The organism is Pseudomonas sp. PvP001, from assembly GCF_040546375.1.
Taxonomy (GTDB): Bacteria; Pseudomonadota; Gammaproteobacteria; order Pseudomonadales; family Pseudomonadaceae; genus Aquipseudomonas; species Aquipseudomonas coleopterorum.
In genome coordinates this window covers 4,761,673-4,781,690 of sequence record NZ_JBEPNQ010000001.1, presented here as the reverse complement: position 1 = coordinate 4,781,690, position 20,018 = coordinate 4,761,673, and the positions used below count along the sequence as shown (strand labels likewise).

Annotated in this window: 19 protein-coding genes and 1 pseudogene; 6 read left to right on the top strand and 14 right to left on the bottom strand. The window is 62.5% G+C overall.

The genetic code is table 11. The features are described from left to right. Positions 1-224 precede the first annotated feature (224 nt). Positions 225-695: an LEA/WHy family protein gene (locus ABMD26_RS21760; protein WP_502948328.1), complete on the top strand. Its 471-nt coding sequence runs from the start codon at positions 225-227 to the stop codon at positions 693-695. A gap of 54 nt (positions 696-749) precedes the next feature. On the opposite strand, the gene ABMD26_RS21755 is transcribed toward ABMD26_RS21760, so the two are convergent. Further along, positions 750-1,004 carry a hypothetical protein gene (locus ABMD26_RS21755; RefSeq protein WP_049859487.1) on the bottom strand — a complete coding sequence of 85 codons (255 nt, stop codon included), beginning with the start codon at positions 1,002-1,004 and terminating at the stop codon, positions 750-752. A 156-nt stretch (positions 1,005-1,160) separates the two neighbouring features. Between ABMD26_RS21755 and ABMD26_RS21750 the strand changes: the two genes are divergently transcribed. Continuing rightward, positions 1,161-1,481: an ElaB/YgaM/YqjD family protein gene (locus tag ABMD26_RS21750; protein ID WP_049859486.1), complete on the top strand. Its 321-nt coding sequence runs from the start codon at positions 1,161-1,163 to the stop codon at positions 1,479-1,481. A gap of 51 nt (positions 1,482-1,532) precedes the next feature. Here the strand turns inward: ABMD26_RS21750 and ABMD26_RS21745 are convergent, their stop codons facing one another. The 3 genes from ABMD26_RS21745 to ABMD26_RS21735 form a co-directional block, all read right to left on the bottom strand. Next, positions 1,533-2,558: an Ldh family oxidoreductase gene (locus ABMD26_RS21745; RefSeq protein ID WP_134722442.1), complete on the bottom strand. Its 1,026-nt coding sequence runs from the start codon at positions 2,556-2,558 to the stop codon at positions 1,533-1,535. Between the two features lie 72 nt (positions 2,559-2,630). Then, on the bottom strand, positions 2,631-2,897 hold the full coding sequence (locus ABMD26_RS21740; RefSeq protein ID WP_049859484.1) for a PepSY domain-containing protein: 267 nt from the start codon (positions 2,895-2,897) through the stop codon (positions 2,631-2,633). Between the two features lie 66 nt (positions 2,898-2,963). Continuing rightward, positions 2,964-3,155, bottom strand: a complete 192-nt coding sequence (locus ABMD26_RS21735; protein WP_122742817.1) for a hypothetical protein — start codon at positions 3,153-3,155, stop codon at positions 2,964-2,966. A gap of 308 nt (positions 3,156-3,463) precedes the next feature. On the opposite strand from ABMD26_RS21735, the gene ABMD26_RS21730 reads away from it, so the two are divergent. Then, complete coding sequence (locus ABMD26_RS21730) at positions 3,464-3,835, top strand: Mor transcription activator family protein (protein ID WP_122742816.1); 372 nt, start codon at positions 3,464-3,466, stop codon at positions 3,833-3,835. A gap of 42 nt (positions 3,836-3,877) precedes the next feature. Here the strand turns inward: ABMD26_RS21730 and ABMD26_RS21725 are convergent, their stop codons facing one another. The 3 genes from ABMD26_RS21725 to ABMD26_RS21715 all read right to left on the bottom strand — a co-directional run bounded on the left by ABMD26_RS21725 (position 3,878) and on the right by ABMD26_RS21715 (position 10,019). Further along, positions 3,878-7,567: a translocation/assembly module TamB domain-containing protein gene (locus tag ABMD26_RS21725; RefSeq protein WP_354311746.1), complete on the bottom strand. Its 3,690-nt coding sequence runs from the start codon at positions 7,565-7,567 to the stop codon at positions 3,878-3,880. Between the two features lie 8 nt (positions 7,568-7,575). Next, the gene (locus ABMD26_RS21720; protein ID WP_122742814.1) at positions 7,576-9,303 is read right to left on the bottom strand and encodes an autotransporter assembly complex protein TamA; all 1,728 of its coding nucleotides are present in this window, start codon (positions 9,301-9,303) and stop codon (positions 7,576-7,578) included. A gap of 65 nt (positions 9,304-9,368) precedes the next feature. After that, positions 9,369-10,019, bottom strand: a complete 651-nt coding sequence (locus ABMD26_RS21715; protein ID WP_122742813.1) for an N-acetyltransferase — start codon at positions 10,017-10,019, stop codon at positions 9,369-9,371. A 160-nt stretch (positions 10,020-10,179) separates the two neighbouring features. On the opposite strand from ABMD26_RS21715, the gene xthA reads away from it, so the two are divergent. Then, positions 10,180-10,998 carry an exodeoxyribonuclease III gene (xthA, locus tag ABMD26_RS21710; RefSeq protein WP_134722446.1) on the top strand — a complete coding sequence of 273 codons (819 nt, stop codon included), beginning with the start codon at positions 10,180-10,182 and terminating at the stop codon, positions 10,996-10,998. 438 nt (positions 10,999-11,436) lie between these two features. Here the strand turns inward: xthA and ABMD26_RS21705 are convergent, their stop codons facing one another. From ABMD26_RS21705 to ABMD26_RS21695, 3 genes are all read right to left on the bottom strand, one after another. Further along, complete coding sequence (locus ABMD26_RS21705; protein ID WP_354311745.1) at positions 11,437-12,132, bottom strand: DUF533 domain-containing protein; 696 nt, start codon at positions 12,130-12,132, stop codon at positions 11,437-11,439. 89 nt (positions 12,133-12,221) lie between these two features. Beyond that, complete coding sequence (locus ABMD26_RS21700; RefSeq protein ID WP_082223591.1) at positions 12,222-12,881, bottom strand: TIGR04211 family SH3 domain-containing protein; 660 nt, start codon at positions 12,879-12,881, stop codon at positions 12,222-12,224. A 272-nt stretch (positions 12,882-13,153) separates the two neighbouring features. Beyond that, positions 13,154-14,425, bottom strand: a complete 1,272-nt coding sequence (locus tag ABMD26_RS21695; protein WP_354311744.1) for a sensor histidine kinase — start codon at positions 14,423-14,425, stop codon at positions 13,154-13,156. A 491-nt stretch (positions 14,426-14,916) separates the two neighbouring features. On the opposite strand from ABMD26_RS21695, the gene ABMD26_RS21690 reads away from it, so the two are divergent. Together ABMD26_RS21690 and mltA are read left to right on the top strand one after the other, a co-directional pair. Further along, positions 14,917-15,246 carry a hypothetical protein gene (locus tag ABMD26_RS21690; RefSeq protein ID WP_354311743.1) on the top strand — a complete coding sequence of 110 codons (330 nt, stop codon included), beginning with the start codon at positions 14,917-14,919 and terminating at the stop codon, positions 15,244-15,246. Positions 15,247-15,744: 498 nt separating this feature from the next. Beyond that, positions 15,745-16,907 (top strand): annotated as a pseudogene (mltA, locus tag ABMD26_RS21685) (murein transglycosylase A). A 53-nt stretch (positions 16,908-16,960) separates the two neighbouring features. On the opposite strand, the gene ABMD26_RS21680 reads toward mltA, so the two are convergent. The 4 genes from ABMD26_RS21680 to ABMD26_RS21665 all read right to left on the bottom strand — a co-directional run bounded on the left by ABMD26_RS21680 (position 16,961) and on the right by ABMD26_RS21665 (position 19,994). Continuing rightward, complete coding sequence (locus ABMD26_RS21680; RefSeq protein ID WP_122742806.1) at positions 16,961-17,338, bottom strand: response regulator; 378 nt, start codon at positions 17,336-17,338, stop codon at positions 16,961-16,963. 81 nt (positions 17,339-17,419) lie between these two features. Further along, the gene (locus tag ABMD26_RS21675; RefSeq protein WP_122742805.1) at positions 17,420-18,601 is read right to left on the bottom strand and encodes a hybrid sensor histidine kinase/response regulator; all 1,182 of its coding nucleotides are present in this window, start codon (positions 18,599-18,601) and stop codon (positions 17,420-17,422) included. Next, positions 18,595-19,170: a chemotaxis protein CheB gene (locus ABMD26_RS21670; protein WP_122742804.1), complete on the bottom strand. Its 576-nt coding sequence runs from the start codon at positions 19,168-19,170 to the stop codon at positions 18,595-18,597. Before ABMD26_RS21670 ends, ABMD26_RS21675 begins: the two co-directional genes overlap by 7 nt. Next, the gene (locus ABMD26_RS21665) at positions 19,167-19,994 is read right to left on the bottom strand and encodes a CheR family methyltransferase (protein WP_122742830.1); all 828 of its coding nucleotides are present in this window, start codon (positions 19,992-19,994) and stop codon (positions 19,167-19,169) included. The genes ABMD26_RS21670 and ABMD26_RS21665 overlap by 4 nt, the downstream gene beginning before the upstream one ends. Positions 19,995-20,018 lie beyond the last annotated feature (24 nt).

The following is a 20,018-nucleotide window of genomic DNA, read 5'->3' as shown; positions in this document are numbered from 1 at the left end:
ACATTTTCACGGCATGTGGCTGAACACGCAGGAGCGCCGTTTCCTTGAACCCTGTGTTTGAACGATTCTCGGAAACAGTTCTTTGAAACATCTGCACACATCAAGCCAGCTCATGGCAGAGGTGTGTTCAACCCTGCCCCGCATTGCGCGTGAGCGGCGAACCGATAGCCACGATGATGGTCGCAGACAGGGAGCGACGTGCTCGGCCGGTGAGTTGTAGAACCATGTTTCGCTTATTGCGCAGTTGTTTGACCGTAGCGTTGCTGGCCAGCGTGGTGGGCTGTTCGCTGTTGCCCCAGCGTGATCCGGTGTCGATCAGCGTGGTGGGTATCGAGCCTTTGCCGGCGCACGAGCTGGAACTGCGCTTCGCCATCAAGCTGCGACTGCAGAACCCCAACGAAACGCCGATCGAGTACGACGGCGTGGCAGTGAATCTGGACGTCAACGGCCGTCCGCTGGCCAGCGGCGTCAGCAGTCAGCACGGCCGTATCGAGCGGTATTCGGAGGATGTGCTGGTGGTGCCGGTCAGCGTGTCCGCACTGACCGCATTGCGCCAGGCGGTGGGCCTGAACCCGGCGCAGAGCTTGAACGGCTTGCCCTACCGCCTGCACGGCAAGCTTGCCGGGGGGCTGTTCGGGACGGTGCGCTTCAGCGACAGCGGTACCTTGAGTCTACCGTCCGCAACGGGCTACTGAGTGCGGATGGGGTCGCGGACCGAGCAATCCTTGGGATGCACCACGCTGGGGGAATCAGCGGGCCGCCGCCATCAGCTTGTTCACTTCGGCGCGGACCATGTTGGCGTATTCGGGGGGGGACATGCCATCCAGCTCGCCCCGCACCCATTCGGCCCAGCGCCCTTTGCGCTTGGCCTTTTCCCCGATGAGACGCGCGGCCTCGGCTTTGGCCTTGCCCAGGTTGGCTTGCCACAGCTCGTAGAGACGGGCTTTTTCATCCTCGATCATGGCGCGCTCGGCCAGCGAGCGATTGGCGAGATTGAAGCTCATTGCAGGTACCTGTCAGCAGAAAAAACAGGCGACATCTTACACGCCTATACATGAAAATCTGTAGGAACAGACGCCGTGCCCAAGCCCTTCATGCAACTTTCCAGGGCGCTGGGACTCCATCTTGCACTGCCTTAATAAACACCAGGAGTTAGTGAAATGGCCCGTAAATCAGGTGCTCAATCGGCCGAGGATCAAATCAAGGATCAAGTCTTCAGCGAGCTGTTGGCGCTGATCGAAGAGTCGGAAAAAATGCTCAGGGACAGCGCCTCTCTGGGAAGCAACGAGGCCGACACCGTGCGCGCGCAGGTCAACTCCAAACTCGAACATGTGTCCTATTCCCTCGCCGGGCTGCGCGAACGCGCCAAACCGGTGGTCGAGGCCACGCAGACCTACATCGGTGGCCATCCGTGGCAGACCGTGGCCGCATCGGCGACCTGTGGCTTGCTGCTCGGCCTGTTGCTGGGCCGTCGTAACTGATTCACCTCCGCTCCGGGCCGCCGATCGCTGCGGCCCTCTTGTGCCCAGGCTTCACTCCCCCGCCAACGCCCGCAGTCTTTCCAGTTCTTGCACCGGCATCGAAATACCCTGAGTGTGCGATAACGCTCGCTGACGATAGCGCCTGTCACCCGACAACCGTATCTGCCCTGCCTCGTGCATGCGCTCGACCAGCTCGCGGCTACGCACGGCAAAATCCCGACCAGCGCTCTTGCTGGGGTCGATGACAATGATCAGTTGCCCGGTCCAGGGCGTTTGTGCGCCGGGGTGTTGCTTCCAGTCGAACTCGAAGGAAAAATTCCCGCCAGTGAGCGCTGCGGCGAGCAGCTCGACCATCATCGACAAGGCCGAGCCCTTGTGTCCGCCAAACGGCAGCAGCGCACCACCCTCGAGGATCGCTGTCGGATCGGTCGTGGGCTGCCCGTGCTTGTCGACACCGGTACCCACGGGCACCGAATGGCCGGCGCGCGCCGCGATCTGCACGTCCCCGTGGGCCAGCGCACTGGTGGCCATGTCGAAGACCAGGGGATCCTTGCCCGCACAAGGCGCCGCGAACGCTATGGGATTGGTGCCGAACAACGGCTTGTTACCGCCGTGGGGGACGACGCAGGTCATGCTGTTGACCACGCTCAGAGCGACCAGGCCTTCGGCGGCGAAGGGTTCTACATCCGGCCAGAGCGCGGCGAAATGGTGGGAGTTGCGGATAGCGAGGACAGCGATGCCCGCCTCGCGTGCCTTGCTCACCAACAGCCCTCGCGCAGCGGCCAACGCCGGCTGCGCAAAGCCCCCTGCGGCATCCACCGCGACATAACCGCTTGCCACATCCTCGACCACGGGGCGCGCCTTGCCGTCCACCCAGCCGCTGGCCAAGGTAGAGAGGTAACCGGGTATGCGGAATGTGCCATGACTGTGGGCACCGTCGCGTTGGGCGGTTGCACAGTTGTGGGCGAGAATGTCGGCGACCTCGACCGAGGTGCCATGACGCAGGAAGATCTGACGCAGCAGCTGCGTCAGATCGGAGAAGGACAACGATTGCGAAGCGTCGCTGGCAGGCATCATGGGCTTCCTGGCGTGAACGGAACGGAGTCCTAGTACGCCATACCCACCTGCTTCAGGACAAGCCCGCTCGAATCAGTCCTTCTGGTCGCGCAGCACGTTGCCCGATACGCCGTCGATGCGGAACTCGTAAGTCACGCCATCAGCCTTGAGACCTTCGCCTTCCCAGTAGCCATCATTGTCGGCTTCGATCTTGGTGACCTGGGTGTAGCCTTTGGACTTGGCGGTTTCGATGGCTTTCTCGATGGTGATCCAACCCGCACCCGGCTTGTCGGCCAGCGCCAGGCCGGCAGTCATCAAGGCGGAAGTTGCAACTACGGCAGTCAAAGTCTTCTTGAACATGGGGCACTCCATAACAGTGATTGGTGTGTGCTGCACTGTCTTGGAGCGTCACGCTGAAAAATTAGTTCACGGTCGCTTGACCTTGCGACGCATCACGCCGTTGATCACAACCACGAGCACGGCAATGCCCATGGCGATGTATTGAAAGACTTTTTCAGTGATCACGCCCTGGGTCTGCAGGTAGGACAGGCCGAGCATTGCCAGCAGCACCAGCAGGGCAATCAGCAAGGAATACTTGATACGTTGAGCTTGGGTCATCTAAAGGTCCTGACAGGGGTGTTGGCCGACCTGGGTATCCGGCCTCACACCTTTGCGTGGATTGCACATGAACCGAAGTCAGCTCTGTGCGCGGAAAATCGCATTTTACAACGCCTGGACGCAACAGGGGATGGCGTTCAAGAACCGGATCACGGGCCATGGCGATGCGGCCTCGTGGTGAACGTTTCCGACGTAGCTGTCGGAACCTACCTACACCCAGAGACCCCTTGACTCCTAGAGCCCCAAAGGCGCCTGGACAAGAATGGCTGCCGGCCGGATGGGCCATTTGCTGCCACAAGGAAGTCACCATGAACACCCAACAGCTTCAGCAGATCGACGTCGAGCAACTCCCCCACTCATTACAGGTACTGATCGACTGCATCGGCGTCGAGCAAGCTTATCGACTGACGCAACTGTATGGCGGGCGCCCGCGCTACATTCCCAAGCACCCGCAACGCACCAGCCTGACCGAGCAGCTTGAAGCCGAAACGGTGGCCGCCCTGATCGAGCGCTTCGCCGGCATGGCCTTGGAAATCCCCAAGGCCGACCATTTTCTGCGGCAGTGGCGCAATCAACAGATTCACCACGAAACGCGCAACGGCACCTCGCGCAGTGTGCTGGCGCATAAATACGGACTGAGCCAGCGCCAGATCGGCAACATTCGCCGCACCCTTGGCTAGTCGAGCATTCCCCGGGCCCATTCACGGGCCTAGGTTCACCCCTCAGAAATCGCGCTTGTAGAACAGATCCAGTGAGCTGGCCACGCCACTGGCCACTTCCAGATACAGACGTTTGCTGAGCAGATAGCGCAAGGCAATGGTATTGGCCGGCTCGAATACCCCCACGCCATAGCGCAGACTGAGTTTCTCCGACAGATTACCGCTAGCGACCACACTGGTTGCATCGCCGCTGCCCTGAGTGTCGAGCTGGAAATCTTCGATACCCAGATCGGTCGCCAGTTTGCTGGTCACCCCCGAACTGCCCATCAGGCCCAAGCCGAGCGCCGCCTGGGCGAGCATGTTGTTGTCCTCGCCGCTGTTGCCCAGCGGGCGACCCAGCACCAGGTACGACAGCGCCTGCTCCTGGCTCATGGTCGGTTCCGAAAACACCTCGCTGGTAGGCTGCTCGGCGTTGCCGGTCAGGCGGATGCCGGCAATCACATCGCCGGTGGTACGGATCGCTTCAATGTCCAGGTACGGCTGGCTGATGGGCCCGGCAAACAACAGCCGTGCGCGACGTATGGTGAGGCGCTGGCCATAGGCGTTGTAGCGCCCATCGTTGAGCGCCAGTTCACCCCGAGTGTCGAGGTTGTCGCCGATGTGCACGTGACCGGCCAGATTGGCACTCAGGCCAAAGCCGTTGAAGGTGAGTTTTTCCTGGCCCACTTCCACATCGATATCGATCGCCATGGGCAAGGGTGTCTTGCCCTGCTCGGTCTGATTGCCGACGATCACCACGTCATCGGAAAGTTTGACGGTGGACGGTGGCAGCTGGCGGACGACGATGGCCCCTTTGGGAATGAACACCTTGCCGGCCACGGCGAGCCTTTCGCCACTCATCTGGATACTCAGATCCGGAGCCGCTTCGAGCGTCGCATAGGGTTCGACGTTGATCGGCAAGCGCGTGCCCTTGAGCTGCACGTCAACGTCCAGAGCGTTGGCCCAGGCGACCGTGCCGCCCAACGTCCCCTGACCCGTCTTGCCGCTTTTCCAACTGCCCTGCAGGCGCACGCTTTCACCCGCGATCAACGCCTGCAGTTGCAAGTCCTCGAGGGTGGTGGGCAATTCCGGGCCGGCGATCTGACCGCCGCTGAGGGTGACATTGCCGTTCACCTGGGGCGCCACGAGGGAACCGGCGATCTGCCCGCTGCCATCGAGTTGGCCCTTGAGGGTTTCCACCATGGGCACGAATGGCCGAGCGATGGAAAGGTCGAGCCCGGACAGGCGGAAGCTGCCGCTGATCGGCTTGCTCTGCGCAATGGGATCGATCTGGGTGATGACCTGCAATTGTCCCAGGCGATCGCCCCTGAAGTTGAGTTCGGTATCGATCCGCTTGGGGTTCAAGCGACTGGTCAGGCGCAGTGTCTGGTAAGGAAAATCGACCCATTGCTCTTTGTTGCGCACGCGCAGGGTACCGTTGCCCGCGTCGATCATGACCTCACCGGCCGGGCCGCTGGCAGGGACGTCAACCGCGACATCGGCGTTGAGCATGCCCTTCCAGGCGAAATCCTTCGGCAGCCACTGGGCCAGGCTGTCCAGCGGAAACTGCTTGAGGTGGTAACGCAGTCGCGGCTGCGGCGCGAGGCGCTGGTCGTCGCCGCACAGGCTGGCAGATCCCGAGCGCCAGCAGTGGGCGCCGAAATTGACCTGGCCACCGGCCAGGTATTCAAGACGTGCCGGCGCCTGCAGACGCCAATCCTGGCCACCGGCCTGGACCGAACCGCTGGCCAGCCGCCCGCGCCAACTGCTTTGCGCGGTGAAGCCCTTATCGAGCGTGCCGTCCAGCGCGGTGGCCAAAGCCAGTTGCGGCCCCTTGAGCGCCAATTGCAGCTGCTGCCGTTTGATATCGCCCGAGGCCTTACCGGTCAGGGTGCCCAGGTCGGTGTCACCGGCGCGGATACCGGCGGCGGTCAAATCAAGGGTGCCACGCTGGGCTTTGTCGAGGACGGCGTCCAGTGTCAGGTTCTGCAGACGGTTGCTGTCCAGTGCCAACTGACGCCCCTGCAGCGAGAGCTTGCCCTGGGGCGCCTGCAAGGTACCGGCCGCGTCGAGCTGGCCCTTGAGTTGGCCTTGCAGCCCGGGCCACAACTGGCCCAGACGGGCCAGATCGATGTTGAGTCGCGCCTGAATCTGCTGCTGCAGACTGCCTTGACCCTGGATACGGTTGTCACCCAGGCGTACGTCGAGATTGCCCAGCGTCCAGCGCTCCCCGGCGCCCTGCGCCTTGGCCTGGAGCACCGCAGGCTGCCCGCGCAGGCGTCCCTTGAGGTCCAGGTCGGCATCCAGCTTGAGCTGTTCGTTCTTGAACTCGCCGGTGCTGCGCAGCGGACCGGCGAGGCTGCCTGGCATCTGCGCGACCCAGTAGGCAGGATCGATGGCGCTCAGGTCCAGAGCCGTGTCCCAGGCAACGCCATCGGCGAACTTGACGTTCAGGTGCCCTGCTGCCTTGCCCTGCCCCGCGACCAGTTCCAGTTGCGGCAGGAACACTTGCTGCAGATCGCCGCTGAACGGCGTCACCAGGGTAAACGCACCGGCTGGGCCATCGAAGGCACCGTTGAGGTTGCCCAGGTACTTGCCGTCTCGATAGTCGATCTCGCCTTTGAAACGCCGGACTTTCACGTCCGGCTCGGCAATGACGGGGTACAGGCGGTGCCACGGGAAGTCCTGCCAATCGATAGTGGCCTTGGCCGCCAGACCTTCGTGCCAATCCACGCTGCCAGCCAGCCGCACCTGTTCCTGTGCCGTGGAGGAAATATCCAGGGTCTGAACCACTGCACCCTTGGCGTCGACCCGCGCGCCCAGCACCAACGTCATTGGTGATTGTTCCGCTGGCAGACTGGCGTGGCCATCGATGGCATAGCCAGCCTGCAGGTCGCCTTTGGCGAGCAGTTCCAGTTGATTGAATGCCAAGGTGTCAGGCAGCCCGGCGCTGGGTTTGAACGCCTCGCTGACAATGCGCAGCTGGGCCGGCAAGTGTTCGGCCAGCGGCTTCAGGGTGCCCGTTATGGCGGCCGGCAGGTAGCCAGAGCTTTGCCCGTTCAGGGTCAGCGTGTCGAGCAGATCACCTGTGGCGTTCAGGGTGACTTGCCAAGGCTTGTCGTCAACCTTGGGCAACTGTATTTGGGCATTGAGGTTCAGCGGCCATTGGCCGCCGGGGCGCAAGGTGCCGTCCAGATCCAGCACCAGATCATCGCGTTGCAAGTGCCCGCGATCGATCTTCAGGCCATCGGCGGTCCAGTGCGCCGCCAGCTCGAAACCACTGAGCTGCTGCACGCCATCGAGTTGCAGGCTGCCGATACGCACATCACCCAATTCTATGGCGACGGGCAACTGCAGGTCAGGCAGTGTGATCGGCCCGTCGCTGGCCGGTTCCTGGCTGGCAGGCAGTTGCACAAGAATGGCGTCGGTGTGCAGGGTGTCGATGCACAGCGTCATGCGCCACAGGCAACTGGGTGACCAGGCCAGCTCGGGTGCCCGCACTTCGACGCGGGTCGCGCCTTGCTGCCATATCAAAGAGTCTGCCTGCCAGTGGCTGCCCAGTGTGCCCTTGAAGTTTTCCAGGGTCAGTCCGGGCACACGGGCCAGCGCCCAACGACTACCCGCCTGGGTTCCCAGCACCAGATAAAGGGTCACCAGAACGATCAGCAACAGGCCAACGAGCGCAGCCAGGGTGATCAGCGCACCGCGCTTCACCGCCGGCCTCACAGTTCCGGCCCCATGGAAAAGTGCAGCCGCACGCCGCCATCGTCATCCATCGCGTGGGCCAGGTCGAGCCGAATGGGGCCCACCGGGGACACCCAGCGTACGCCGACGCCGATGCCTGTCTTGAGGTCGGCGAATTTCAGGTCGTTGAACGAGTTGCCCTTGTCGATGAAGGTTGCCACGCGCCACTTTTCGGCAATCGAATATTGGTACTCGACACTGCCGGCGACCATGTAGCGTCCGCCGATGCGATCGCCATCGGAGTTCTCCGGTGACAGGGTCTGGTAGTCGTAGCCACGCACGCTCTGGTCGCCACCGGCGAAGAAACGCAACGAAGGCGGAACGGATTTGTAACCGTTGGTGGCATTGCCGCCCAACTGCACCCGGCCAAGCAAGCGGTGATTCTGTGCCACAGTGGTCAAGCCCTTGAGCATTACGTTGCCATGCAACAGGTTGGTGTCCGACAGCACCCCTTCCTTGGCCACCTGGGCATCGAACTGCACGCGGTAGCCGTTATGGGGGTCGACCTTGTTGTCGCTCTTGAGGTAGGTGTAGCTGATGCCGGGCATCAGCAAGGTACTCAGGCCGGTGTCGTCGCCGAGTCGGTATTCTTCGCGTTGCCACTTCAACGAGATGACCCGCTGCCAGCCGCTCGGCAGTTTGCTGTGCCATTCCGGGCCGAACGTGAGCAGTTTGCTCAGGCTGTCGGTGTCGGCCAGCTCTTCGTATTGATAACCGCCCGCCCATCGCAGCTTGTCGGTCAGAGGGGGATCCAGGGGAATGTCGTACCAAAGCCCGACGTTCTGCCGAGGCGCCGAAAGTTCCAGTTCCGCACCATAGCTGTGGCCTTGGGGATTGACCCAATGGCGGGTCCAGTTGGCTTTGCCGCGCGGGCCGACGTCGGTCGAATACCCCAGGCCCAAGCCCATGGTCCGAGGCTTGCGGGTCGTCAGCTGGACATCGACGGGAATCACTCGCTCGCTGGCGGCAGTGGGCGCGGCATCGACCCGCACGCCTTCGAAGTAGCCGCTCGATTGCAACGCCTGGTTGAGTTCGGCGATCAGTTCGGAATCGTAGGCCGTGTCTTCCTTGAACGGCACCATGCGTTGCAGGAGTTCTTCGTCGAACGGCGTGTCGCCCTGGAAGCTGACCTTGCCCAGCTTGAAGCGCGGGCCGCTGTTGTAGACCAGTTCGACATCCGCGACGCCGGCCCGTGGGTCGACCGCCAGACGCTGCTTGCTGAAAGTGCCGCTGAAGAACCCATAGCGCGAGGCCTGGTTCTGGATCAGCTGCTTGGCATTTTCGTACTGACCGTGGTTGAGCACGGCACCCGGCGCCAGCTCGCTGCTGCGCGGGACGCGAAAGGCCTTCAAGTCGGCCGCCGGGCCTTCGACGCGCACCGTGACGTTGCGCAGATGCACAGGCTCACCCGGTTCGATGCGCAGCAGCAGGCGCGGGTTCTCGCCCGGCTGCACTTCGCTGGTCACGCGTGCCTGATAATAGCCCAGTGCCTGGGCCGCCTTTTGCGCCTGCTCCTCGGCTCCCCGACTGAAGCGCAGCAGCGCCTCACCGTCACGATCACCCAAGCTGCCGATGTAGCCTTCGACGTTGCTCTTGAGTGCCGGGTTGGCAGGGTTGACGCGTACGTCGAGTACGCTTTGGGCCTGGGCCGCCATGCTTGCGACCAGCAGCGCCAGGCTGCCGGCCAATCGTCCTGAATAATTCATAGGCGAATGCTATCACGACCCGTACGTCGATTTGGACCCTGCCAGGCGTTGCCAAGGACTCTGGATCAGCCCTGTGCGTAACCGACTGTTTCAGGACTGGGGTGGAAGAACACATGCTCGACCACGGGCCCCAGGTTCACTTCCCCAATCTGGGTATAGCCCTGGCGCTGGAAGAACGCCAGGTAGCGCGGGTTGCCGGTATCCAGTACCACGCCTTCGGACGTTGGGTCCTGGGCGCACCAGTTATGCACCGCCGTCAGCAGTTGCTCCCCGAGTTCAGGGCCCTGGAAGTCCGGGTGCAGCCCCATCAGCGGCAGCACATGGACGGCATCCGAGGGGATGCATTCCTGGACGGCGTGATGGTATTCGAGATAGCGGCGCGTGCCTTCCACGCCCGTGCCCAGCATCATTCGCCACTGCCAGGCCCAGCTTTCGGTGATGCCCAGGCGACGCTGTGGTGGCGCTACCAGCGCAACACCCGCCAGGCGGTCGTCGAAGAACAAGCCCAAGGCCGGCAGGTCCTGGAGAAAATGCTGATTGACCAATTGCCGCACGGTCGAACGCACGCGCCGTTCGAAGCCTGGGCGATCGGCTTCGAACAGGTAGGCGAAGGTCGGGTCGACGAGATAGGTCTGGTACAGCAGCGCACGGGTTTCACGGGCATAACCACCATCGAGCTGACGTACTTCTGCAGCGGTGGTCGAAGTCTGGGGCATCGGGTCTGTCCTTGAGGAGTGCAACGAGTAGTCAATGGACGGTCCGCGACCCCAGGGGTTCCGTACCCTGGTGAAGCAAATCGTGCGCCGATGCCGGACGCCGTGCTGGTGAGCTGCGCCGCAGTCCGTTAGCATCACCGATTTGCCAGGATCCGCGACCATGAAAATCGTCTCGTTCAACATCAACGGCTTGCGTGCCCGCCCCCATCAGCTGGCCGCCTTGATCGACAAGCACCAGCCGGATGTGATCGGTCTGCAGGAAACCAAGGTGTCGGATGAACAGTTCCCCCAGGCCGAGATCGAGGCGCTGGGGTATCACGTGCATTTCCACGGGCAGAAAGGCCATTACGGGGTGGCACTGCTGTCGCGCGCCGCGCCGTTGAGTATCGACAAAGGGTTTGCCAGCGACGAGGAGGACGCACAGCGCCGCTTCATCCGCGGTACCTTCGCCGATGCCCAAGGCCAGGTCGTGACGATCATGAACGGTTATTTTCCACAGGGTGAAAGTCGCGACCACCCCACCAAGTTTCCGGCCAAGCGTCGTTTCTACAGCGACCTGCAAACCCTGCTGGATACAGGGTTCAGTAACGATCAAGCGCTGGTGGTGATGGGGGACGTGAACATCTCTCCGCAGGATTGCGATATCGGTATCGGGGCGGACAACGCCAAGCGCTGGCTGAAGACCGGCAAGTGCAGTTTCCTGCCCGAAGAGCGCGAGTGGATGCAGCGATTGCAACAGTGGGGGCTGGTGGACAGTTTCCGTCATTTGCATCCGGAAGTGGCGGACCGGTTCAGCTGGTTCGACTACCGCAGCCGCGGCTTCGAGGACGAGCCCAAGCGGGGGTTGCGGATCGACGTGATCCTGGCGTCCCACGGGTTGCTGCCCAGGGTTCGGGCAGCGGGTATCGATTACGATTTGCGGGCGATGGAAAAACCGTCCGACCATGCGCCAATATGGTTGGAGCTGGGGCCTTTGTGACCATCCTGTAGGGATCGGCGGCGCGGCCGGACGCGGCTTGCGCCGCTGCTACAGGGATTGTGGGGTGTCTGTCGGATCGGCGGTGCGGCCGGACGCGGCTTGCACCGCTGCTACAGGGATTGTGCGGTGTCTGTCGGATCGGCGGTGTGGGTGGACGCGGCTTGCGCCGCTGCTACAGGGATTGTGGGGTGTCTGTCGGATTGGCGGTGTGGGTGGACGCGGCTTGCGCCGCTGCTACGGGGATTGTGGGGTGTCTGTCGGATCGGCGGTGCGGCCGGACGCGGCTTGCGACGCTGCTACGGGGCTTGTGGGCGTTTGGTGGGTTGCGATGGTGCAACCTTGGCCGGGGCACGGAGATTTTCTGTAGCAGCGGCGCGAGCCGCGTCGGCGGTGCATGGGGTTGGCCTGCAGCATCGCCGTACGGCTTTTGCGGTGGGCTTATTGCGCCTGGGCCTGCTGATCGAGCTGGGCGCGCAATTCCGGCGCCAGATTGAGGGCAGCGGCCAATTGGTCGAGCCACGCGCGCTCGCCGGCATCCTGCTGGCCCATCAACATCACACTGGCCAGGTACATCTCCGCCGCCATTGCCGGGCCATCAGCCGCGCTGGCCAACTCCTGTGCGTCCAGCGGCCGTGCCAGCTCCGCATCCAGCCACTGTTGCAACTGCGCATCCTCGGCATGCTCGGTCAACTCGGCGCGGATCGCCGCTTCCTCCTGCGCATCCACCCGGCCATCGGCCTTGGCGGCGGCAATCAGAGCGCGCAGGATCGCATGACTATGCCCTTCCGCTTCCGGCTCGGACAACTGATCGACGGTGCGCAACGCCTGCTGTGGGGCATTGGCCTGCTGTTGCTGCCAGGCCTGATAGGCCTTGAAGGCCATCATCCCCAACGATGCGAGCGCAGCGTACTTGCCGGAACCGGATCGATTACCGCCACGCCCGCCCAGCAGGCCGCCCAGCAATCCACCCAGACCGCTGAGGCCACCGGCACCTGATGCACCCCGGCCACCGCCGAGCAAACTTCCCAGCAGATCCCCAAGACCACCCTGCCCGCTCGGTGCGCCAGGTCGGTTGTTCGAGGATTGGCTGCCGCGACCGCGCAGCAGTTGTTCAAGGAGGTCACTGGTGTTCATGGCAAAGCTCTCTATGTAGTGATATGGAGTGCAACACCATAGATCATCGAGCGGCCTGGCAGGTTCAGCACAAACTGTAGGCGTAACCCTCAGAACCAGCGGTCGTTACGCTTGCGGCCACGGGTCATCATCGGCAGGATCAGGCCGGCCAGCAGACCGGCACCAGCGATACTGCCGCCGTAGACCATGTAGCTCATCATCACATGCTTGTTTTCGTCGCCCAGCTTCGCCTGGGTGCTGCGCAGCTCGGACTGGGCATCGCTGAGCTCGGCATTGAGTGCCTTGCTGCGCGCTTCCAGCTCGTCGATCAGCGCCTTGCGCGCGTCCAGGGTTTCCTGCATGCCCTGTACGCGGTTCTTCCAGCTGTCGTCGATGGTTTGCAGCTTGCCGCTCAGATCGGCGACCTGCTGGGTCAACAAGGGAACGTGCTCGGCGGGACCTGGCGTCTGTTGCAGGTCACTGCTGGGGATCCAGACACTGGAACCACCTTCACCGCGCACTTGGCTGTAGTCACCCTGGGTAGACAGCAACTCGACCTTCTGGCCGGACTTCAAACTGCCGACGATGCGATAGCCGTCGGTAGGACCACTGCGAACGAAGGTGCTCAGGTTGTCACTGACCCAGCGGCTGTTGCCAGGAGCCTCTTCGCCATGCGCCGGGCCGACAGTGAAGAGCAGGCCAGTGAATACGCCGGTGGCCACCAGGCGGGTGCGGCTGAATACGGTAGAGAAACGTTGAAATGAGGGCATGGCGATCTTCACATGAATAAGAAAAAAGGCCCCGATGAACGGACCATTCGATAGCGGGACAACAATGTCCCAAGAGGCTGGGCCTGCACCGGAGGGCCTGTCGCTACTACCGCTACGGGTGGCTACTACTTGCGAAGGGAAGCGATGAAAAGCTCCCAAAGGGCCTATTGCCCGGCATGCCGTCGGTTCAAGCCGCCAGCTGAAAGACCACGAAATCGTGTCAAGGTTCACAAAAAAAGAGTGACTGGGCGCACGCTGTGGGTAAGCGGAAGCTAGGCGTTGCCCAGCTTCACACTGAAAAGACAGCCGTGGGGTTCGCGGCTGCTCAGGCTGACGCTCCAGCCCTGGTTGACGCAGATACGCTGCACCAGTGACAAGCCAAGACCCAGGCCTTCGCCCCGCTGCTCGTCACCCCGCACAAAGGGCTGAAACATCGCGTTGCGTTTTTCCTCGGGAATGCCGATGCCGCTGTCTTCGACATGGAAGCCGGTTTCCGTCAGGGTCAGGCGCACGAAACCGGTGTCGGTGTAGTGCCAGGCATTGCGCAGCAGGTTGCCCATCACCGAGTGCAGGAAGGCCTGGTTATAGACCTCGCTCGAATAGTTATCCACGACATAGATGAATTCCAGGCCCTTGGCTTCGATCTGCCGCCCCCAGATCTCCACCAGTTCATCGGCAGTACGCCTGAGCGTCGCGGTGGGGTTGCCATGACTGGCCGCCTCGCGATCCCGGGCGAGCAGCAGGAAGGTCTCGACCAACTGGCTCATGCCATCCGTGGCCCGGGCAATGCGGGTCACCTGTCGTTGCGAACGCTCATCCAGCTCGCTGCCGAGCAGCAGATCGCAGGAGCTCGCCAGGATCATCAATGGCGTGCGAAGCTCGTGACTGACATCGCTGGTGAACATCTGCTCGCGGTTGAGCGCAGCGCGCAATTTGCTCAGGGTTTCATCGAACGAGCGCGCCAGCTCGCCGACCTCGTCGTCGGTGTAGTCCGGCGACAACGGCGGCGCCAGGCCGAGCATCTTGTCGCGGTGACGCACCTGCCGCGCCAGACGCACCACCGGCGCCATCACGCGGCGTGCCAGCAGCCCGCCCAGCAGGATCGCCAGGGCGATGCTCAACAGAAAGCCGGCGCCCACCACGATGAACAGCACATGGGCGCGCTGCTCCATGCCCTCCTGGTCGCGCAACAGGACGTATTGACGCCCGTCGACCTGGGCAACCATGGCGTAGTAGGTACGTGGACCGAGGGTGAGCTCCTGGAACCCGACCGGCAGGGTCTTGAGTTCATCGGGCATGCTCAGGTCGCCGTCGCCGCCATCGATATAGAAAAGCTCGTCTTTCTCGGGGCGATGACGCCAGTCGTCCGCATTGTCCACCAGCAACAGGCGGTGCATGTTGCCGCTCAGGCTCATGGTCGTCAGCTTGCGCTCCACCAGATGCACGGTCGCCACGATACCCACCGCGAACACCCCGGCGACGAACGCGCTCATCAGGGCAAACACGATGACGATGCGGCGACTCAGACTCTGCTTGAACTCCATACTGCTCCAGTGGGTGCTTGCACGGGACGGCCCGACCGTGCCCGGGCCGAGCATGATTATAGGAGCGCTCGGAACAATCAACCCTTGCCGTGACTTTCTCGAGGTGACGGGTCGCTATCAGCAATTTCCCACTCCACTGAAGCGTGACCGGGAGGTCATAATTAAAATATGTAGTGCCGACATAAAAGCACTACATATCCATTGACGCGCCTCTCCCGGCCTTGCATGATGAGGCCGTCTCCCTGATCGGGAACAGAGCGGAGCCCGAATGGGCCCTGCTCGATGAGCCATCGAGCCACTCCGATGACCTCCGCGTACCAGGCGGGCCGCTGGAACCTGAACCTCATGAGTTTCATGTAGTCAGGATCGCCGGCACTACACATCGAGCTCGAGCCAGTACTGACCTAGACGGACAACACCTGAAGCGTATCGGCGGACGCGTGTTGAAGACGACAACCTGACAGATCACACAGAGCTCAAGGAGCGTAATCATGAACCTGAATCAGCAACCTACCGTTGACCAACTTGCCCGTATCCTGGCAGCCGGCCGTGACACGCTGGACGACCACATTCTTTGGGTGTGCAAGCGTGGCGACGTGCATATAGATGCCTTGGCCAACGACGCCGATGGCGAAGCATTCGAGCGCAATCACCCCGAATTGCGTGCACGCATGCCCATCTACCGGCGTGGCAAAGGGTACGTCGGCAAGAAAGCTGCAGCTGACCGACAGTTCGTCAACGATGTGTTCCAGACACTCAATCGGGAATGGAACCTGAGCCAGGGCCAAAGCCAGGTTCGTCGCATCGCGAGCTATTGCTGAACTCGATCGCGGTGAGCCCGGGCCACCGCGTCAACCCGGACGCGGCTTGCACCGCTGCTACAGGGAGTGGTGCCATCCTGTAGCAGCAGCGCGAGCCGCGTCGGCGGAGACAATCAGAACGCGGATTACAACCCCCTGTAGCAGCGGCGCAAGCCGCGTCGGCGGACACCGCGGTATGCCTGGACCACCGCATCAATCACAACGCGGATTGCAACCCCCTGTAGCAGCGGCGCAAGCCGCGTCGGCGGACACCGCGGTATGCCTGGACCACCGCATCAATCACAACGCGGATTGCAATCCCCTGTAGCAGCGGCGCAAGCCGCGTCGGCGGACACCGCGGCATGTCTGGACCACCGCATCAATCACAACGCGGATTGCAACCCCCTGTAGCAGCGGCGCAAGCCGCGTCGGCGGACGCCGCGGTATGCCTGGACCACCGCATCGATTTGACGTCGGGTGTGGGTTTATCCAAAGTAGCCGCCTCTCCCCGCTATCAGGATGCGTTGCGTGACCCATTTCCGTTTTCCCTGGCGGCGCCTGCTCATCGGCGTCGTGCCCGCGTTGGCGCTGTTGTCCGCCTGCGACAGCGACAACAAGCCTGTCGAAACCACCCATCCCGTCGCCACTTACGCACCCGCCACTTGGGATGACCTGCCCAAGGTCAGCGACAGCGACCTGCAGGCCGGTTTTGCGGCCTGGCGCTCGGCCTGCCAGCGTCTGGCCAAGGACCCGATCTGGGGCGCTACCTGCGCCGGCGCGCAATCGGTGGACACCTCCCCTGCCGCGATCCGCGCTTTCCTCCAGGCGCAATTGCAGGTCTATGGCCTGCGCTCAGCCGAAAAAGGCGAACACGGCCTGATCACCGGCTACTACGAACCCGTCTATTCGGGCAGCCTCAAGGCCGACGCGCAACACATCCGGTCCCCGTCTACGGCGTGCCGACCGACATGATCAGCGTGCAATTGGACAGCCTCTACCCCGAGCTCAAGGGCAAGCGCCTGCGCGGTCGGCTCGATGGTCAGGTACTGCGCCCTTATGACGACGCCGCCACGATCCAGCGCCAAGGCATCAATGCCCCCGTGGTCGCCTGGATGCGCGACCCCATGGACCTGCAGTTCCTGCAGATCCAGGGCTCGGGCCGCCTGCAACTGGACAGCGGCCGGCAGCTGCGCGTTGGCTACGCCGACCAGAACGGCCATCCGTATCGCCCGGTCGGCCGCTGGCTGGTCGAGCAAGGCCTGCTCAAGAAGGAAGAAGTCAGCATGGGCCGTATCCGCGAGTGGGCTGTGGCCAATCCGCAGCGGGTACCGGAACTGCTCGCCAGCAACCCCAGCTACGTGTTCTTCAGCCTGCGCCCGGACAGCAACGAAGGCCCCCGCGGTTCACTCAACGTGCCGTTGACCGCTGGCTACAGTGTAGCAATCGATCGCAAGGTGATACCGCTGGGCAGTCTGTTGTGGCTGTCCACTACACGCCCTGACGGCAGCCCCGTGGTGCGCCCGGTCGCGGCTCAGGACACCGGTGGCGCCATTGCCGGCGAAGTGCGTGCGGATCTGTTCTGGGGGACGGGGGACGAAGCCGGGGAACTGGCCGGCAACATGAAGCAGGAAGGTCAGGTGTGGCTGCTCTGGCCCAAAGGTGCAGCGCTGCCGACGCCCTGAAGCAGATAGCGCCTCGATAAACAGGGTGCCTGACCGTCAGGCACCTTGCTCTCTCACGCCAGCAACTTCTCGATCTGTTGGTGCAGCGTGTCCAAGTCGAATGGCTTGGCCAGGATCGGCGCCTTGCGCGCGATCGGGCTGTTGGTCTCTTCGATCTCTGCCGGATAGCCACTGATGAAGATGACTTTGAGGTCTGGTCGCAACAGCACTGCCGGTTCGGCGATCTTCACCCCGGAAATCCCGCCAGGCAAACGGTAGTCCGTCACCATCAGGTCAAGGTGCGGCTTGGTCGAAAGGATCTCCAGCGCCTGCTCGCCGTTTTCGGCTTTCAGGACGCGATACCCCTGACCCTCCAGGTAATCCGCCAGTACCATCAATATCAGCGGTTCGTCCTCGACGATGAGAACGACATCTTGTGCATCTTCACTCATGGGGAAGCCTATGTACGTGTGTGTTTCGCTGCCATTACGACCATGACCTGCGACAGAGGTTGCGTGTGATTGCGCTTATTCCTACAGCGGCAGGCTGACTCGGAACGTCGCGCCGTCGCCCAGCGCACTCTCGACCTCGATACGTCCACCATGAGCGGCCACGATCTGCTCGGAAATGAACAACCCCAGGCCCAGCCCGGCCACCACGTTGCTACCGGAAACGCGCTCGAACTGCTGAAAGATCCGTAGCTGGTTTTCCTTGCTGATGCCGATGCCATGGTCGCGCACTTCCACGCGCGCCCAGCCGTTGTGTCCATACACGGTGACCTCCACCGGGCCTTTGCCACCGTAGCGCAAGGCATTGGAAATCAGGTTGCTGACGACCTGCTCGATGCGGAACTCGTCCCAGATACCCAGCACCGGCTCATCGGCCTGCAGGCTGATCGTGCAATCGGCAGCATCCACCTGCGGTGCGAAACTGTCGACCAGGTTGCGCACCAATTGCGCGAGGTCGAACTGGGCAGGTCGGATGGACAGCTTGCCGGTACGGATCCGCGACACATCGAGCATGTCTTCGATCAGACGAATCAGGCTCTGGATCTGGCGCTCGTCGCGCTCGACCATGGCGCGCATCTTGTCGAGGGTGAAGGCGTCGGCGTTATCGCGTGCCAGGTGCAACTTGCGCAGTTGAGTTTCCAGGATCAGACCGTTGAGCGGCGTGCGCACCTCGTGGGAGACGATCGACATGAAGTCGTCACGCATGCGCACCGCATGTTCCAGCTCGCTTTGGGTCACCTGCAGACGCTTGAGCAGGACCTCCTGCTCCTGGCGCGAGCGCTCCAGCGCATCGAGCTGCTCCTTGAGGGTCTTGCGCTGACGGTACAGGTCGACGAACACGCTGACCTTGCTCTTCACCGCCTGCATGTCCAGCGGCTTGTGCAGAAAGTCGACCGCGCCGCTCTCGTAGCCCTTGAAGGCATAGTTGAGCTCGCGCCCGGCGGCGCTGACAAAGACGATCGGAATGTTCTTGGTCTTCTCGGTGCTGCGCATCAGTTCTGCCAGCTCGAAGCCGTTCATGCCCGGCATCTGCACGTCGAGAATGGCCATGGCAAATTCGTGCTGCAGCAACAATGAAAGGGCTTCATCGGCCGACAACGCCTTGTGCACCTCACGGCCGGGGCTGGCGATCAACGCCTCCAGGGCCAGCAGGTTTTCCGGCAGGTCATCGACGATCAACAGTTTTGCTTGGACGTTGCTTAGCATGTGCTTCGTTCCAGCTCGGCAAGCAGACAGCCAATGCCGTGGAGTGAAAGAATATGGTCAGGCGTCTGCAGGCGGATGGCCGCCTGCGGCATGACCGCAACCCGCGCCTCGGCGGGGTCTTGGACGATGGTCAAGCCACCCTTGCGTTTGATGCTGGCCAGGCCGCGCGCACCGTCTTCGTTGGCACCGGTCAGCAGAACGCCGATCAGGCCGGCGCCATAGGCATCGGCTGCCGAATCGAAGAGGAAGTCGATGGCGGGACGGGAATAATGCACCCGTTCCTCCTGGCTCAACGAGAGGCTGAAATCGCGCTCCACCGACAGGTGGTAGCTGGGCCCGGCGAAATAGAACATACCCGCCTCGATCGGCTCCTTGTCCCGGGCCTGGCGCACCGGCCGATTCAAGCGCCGCTCGAACACTTCCGCCAGCTGGCTGTGACGCTCGTCGGGCAGGTGCAGTACCGTCAGCACCGGCAGCTTGAAATTCGTCGGCAACTGGCCGTAGATACCCAGCAACGCTTCCACGCCGCCGGCCGAAGCCCCCACCACCACCGCTTGAAAACGACTCATGACTTGCGATAGATCCGTTCCGGGCGCGTCAGGGTTTCGAAACGCGAACTGTAAGCCGAGAAATCCAGGGTTTCCTTGCTGCCCAGCATGAGAAAGCCACGCCGGCTCAGGGACTCGTGAAACAGCCCGAAGGCACGGTCCTGCAAGCCCTTGTTGAAATAGATGAGCACATTGCGACACGACACCAGTTGCGTCTCGGAAAACACGCTGTCGGTGGCCAGGCTGTGGTCGGCGAAGGTCACGTTGGCGCGCAGGCTGCTGTCGAAGATCGCGTTGCCGTAGGCCGCCGTATAATAGTCGGAGAACGAACGAGTGCCACCGGCGCGCTGGTAGTTCTGCGTGTAGGCGCGCACGCTTTCCATGGAATAGATGCCTTGCTTGGCCTTTTCCAGGGAGGTGGGGTTGATGTCGGTGGCGTAGATGATGGTGCGTTCGAGCAGACCCTCCTCGCGCAGCAGGATGGCCATCGAATAAACCTCCTCCCCGGTGCTGCAGCCGGCGATCCAGACTTTCACCGACGGATAGGTCTTGAGCAGCGGCACCACTTCGCGGCGCAAGGCCAGGAAGTGCTCGGGATCGCGGAACATCTCGCTGACCGGAATCGTCAGGTACTGCAGCAGCTCCATGAACGCCGTGGGCTCGTGCAGCACCCGCGCCTGCAGCGACGAGACGCTGCCGCACTCCATCTGCCGCAGGGCGTGCAGAATGCGGCGCTTCACCGAAGCGCCGGAATAGTCACGAAAATCGTAGCTGTAGGTGAGGTAGATCGCCTCGATCAACAGCCGGATCTCGATATCGATATGGCGTTCGGCAGCCGGTTGCAACGACTGATCGGCCGGGGAATCACT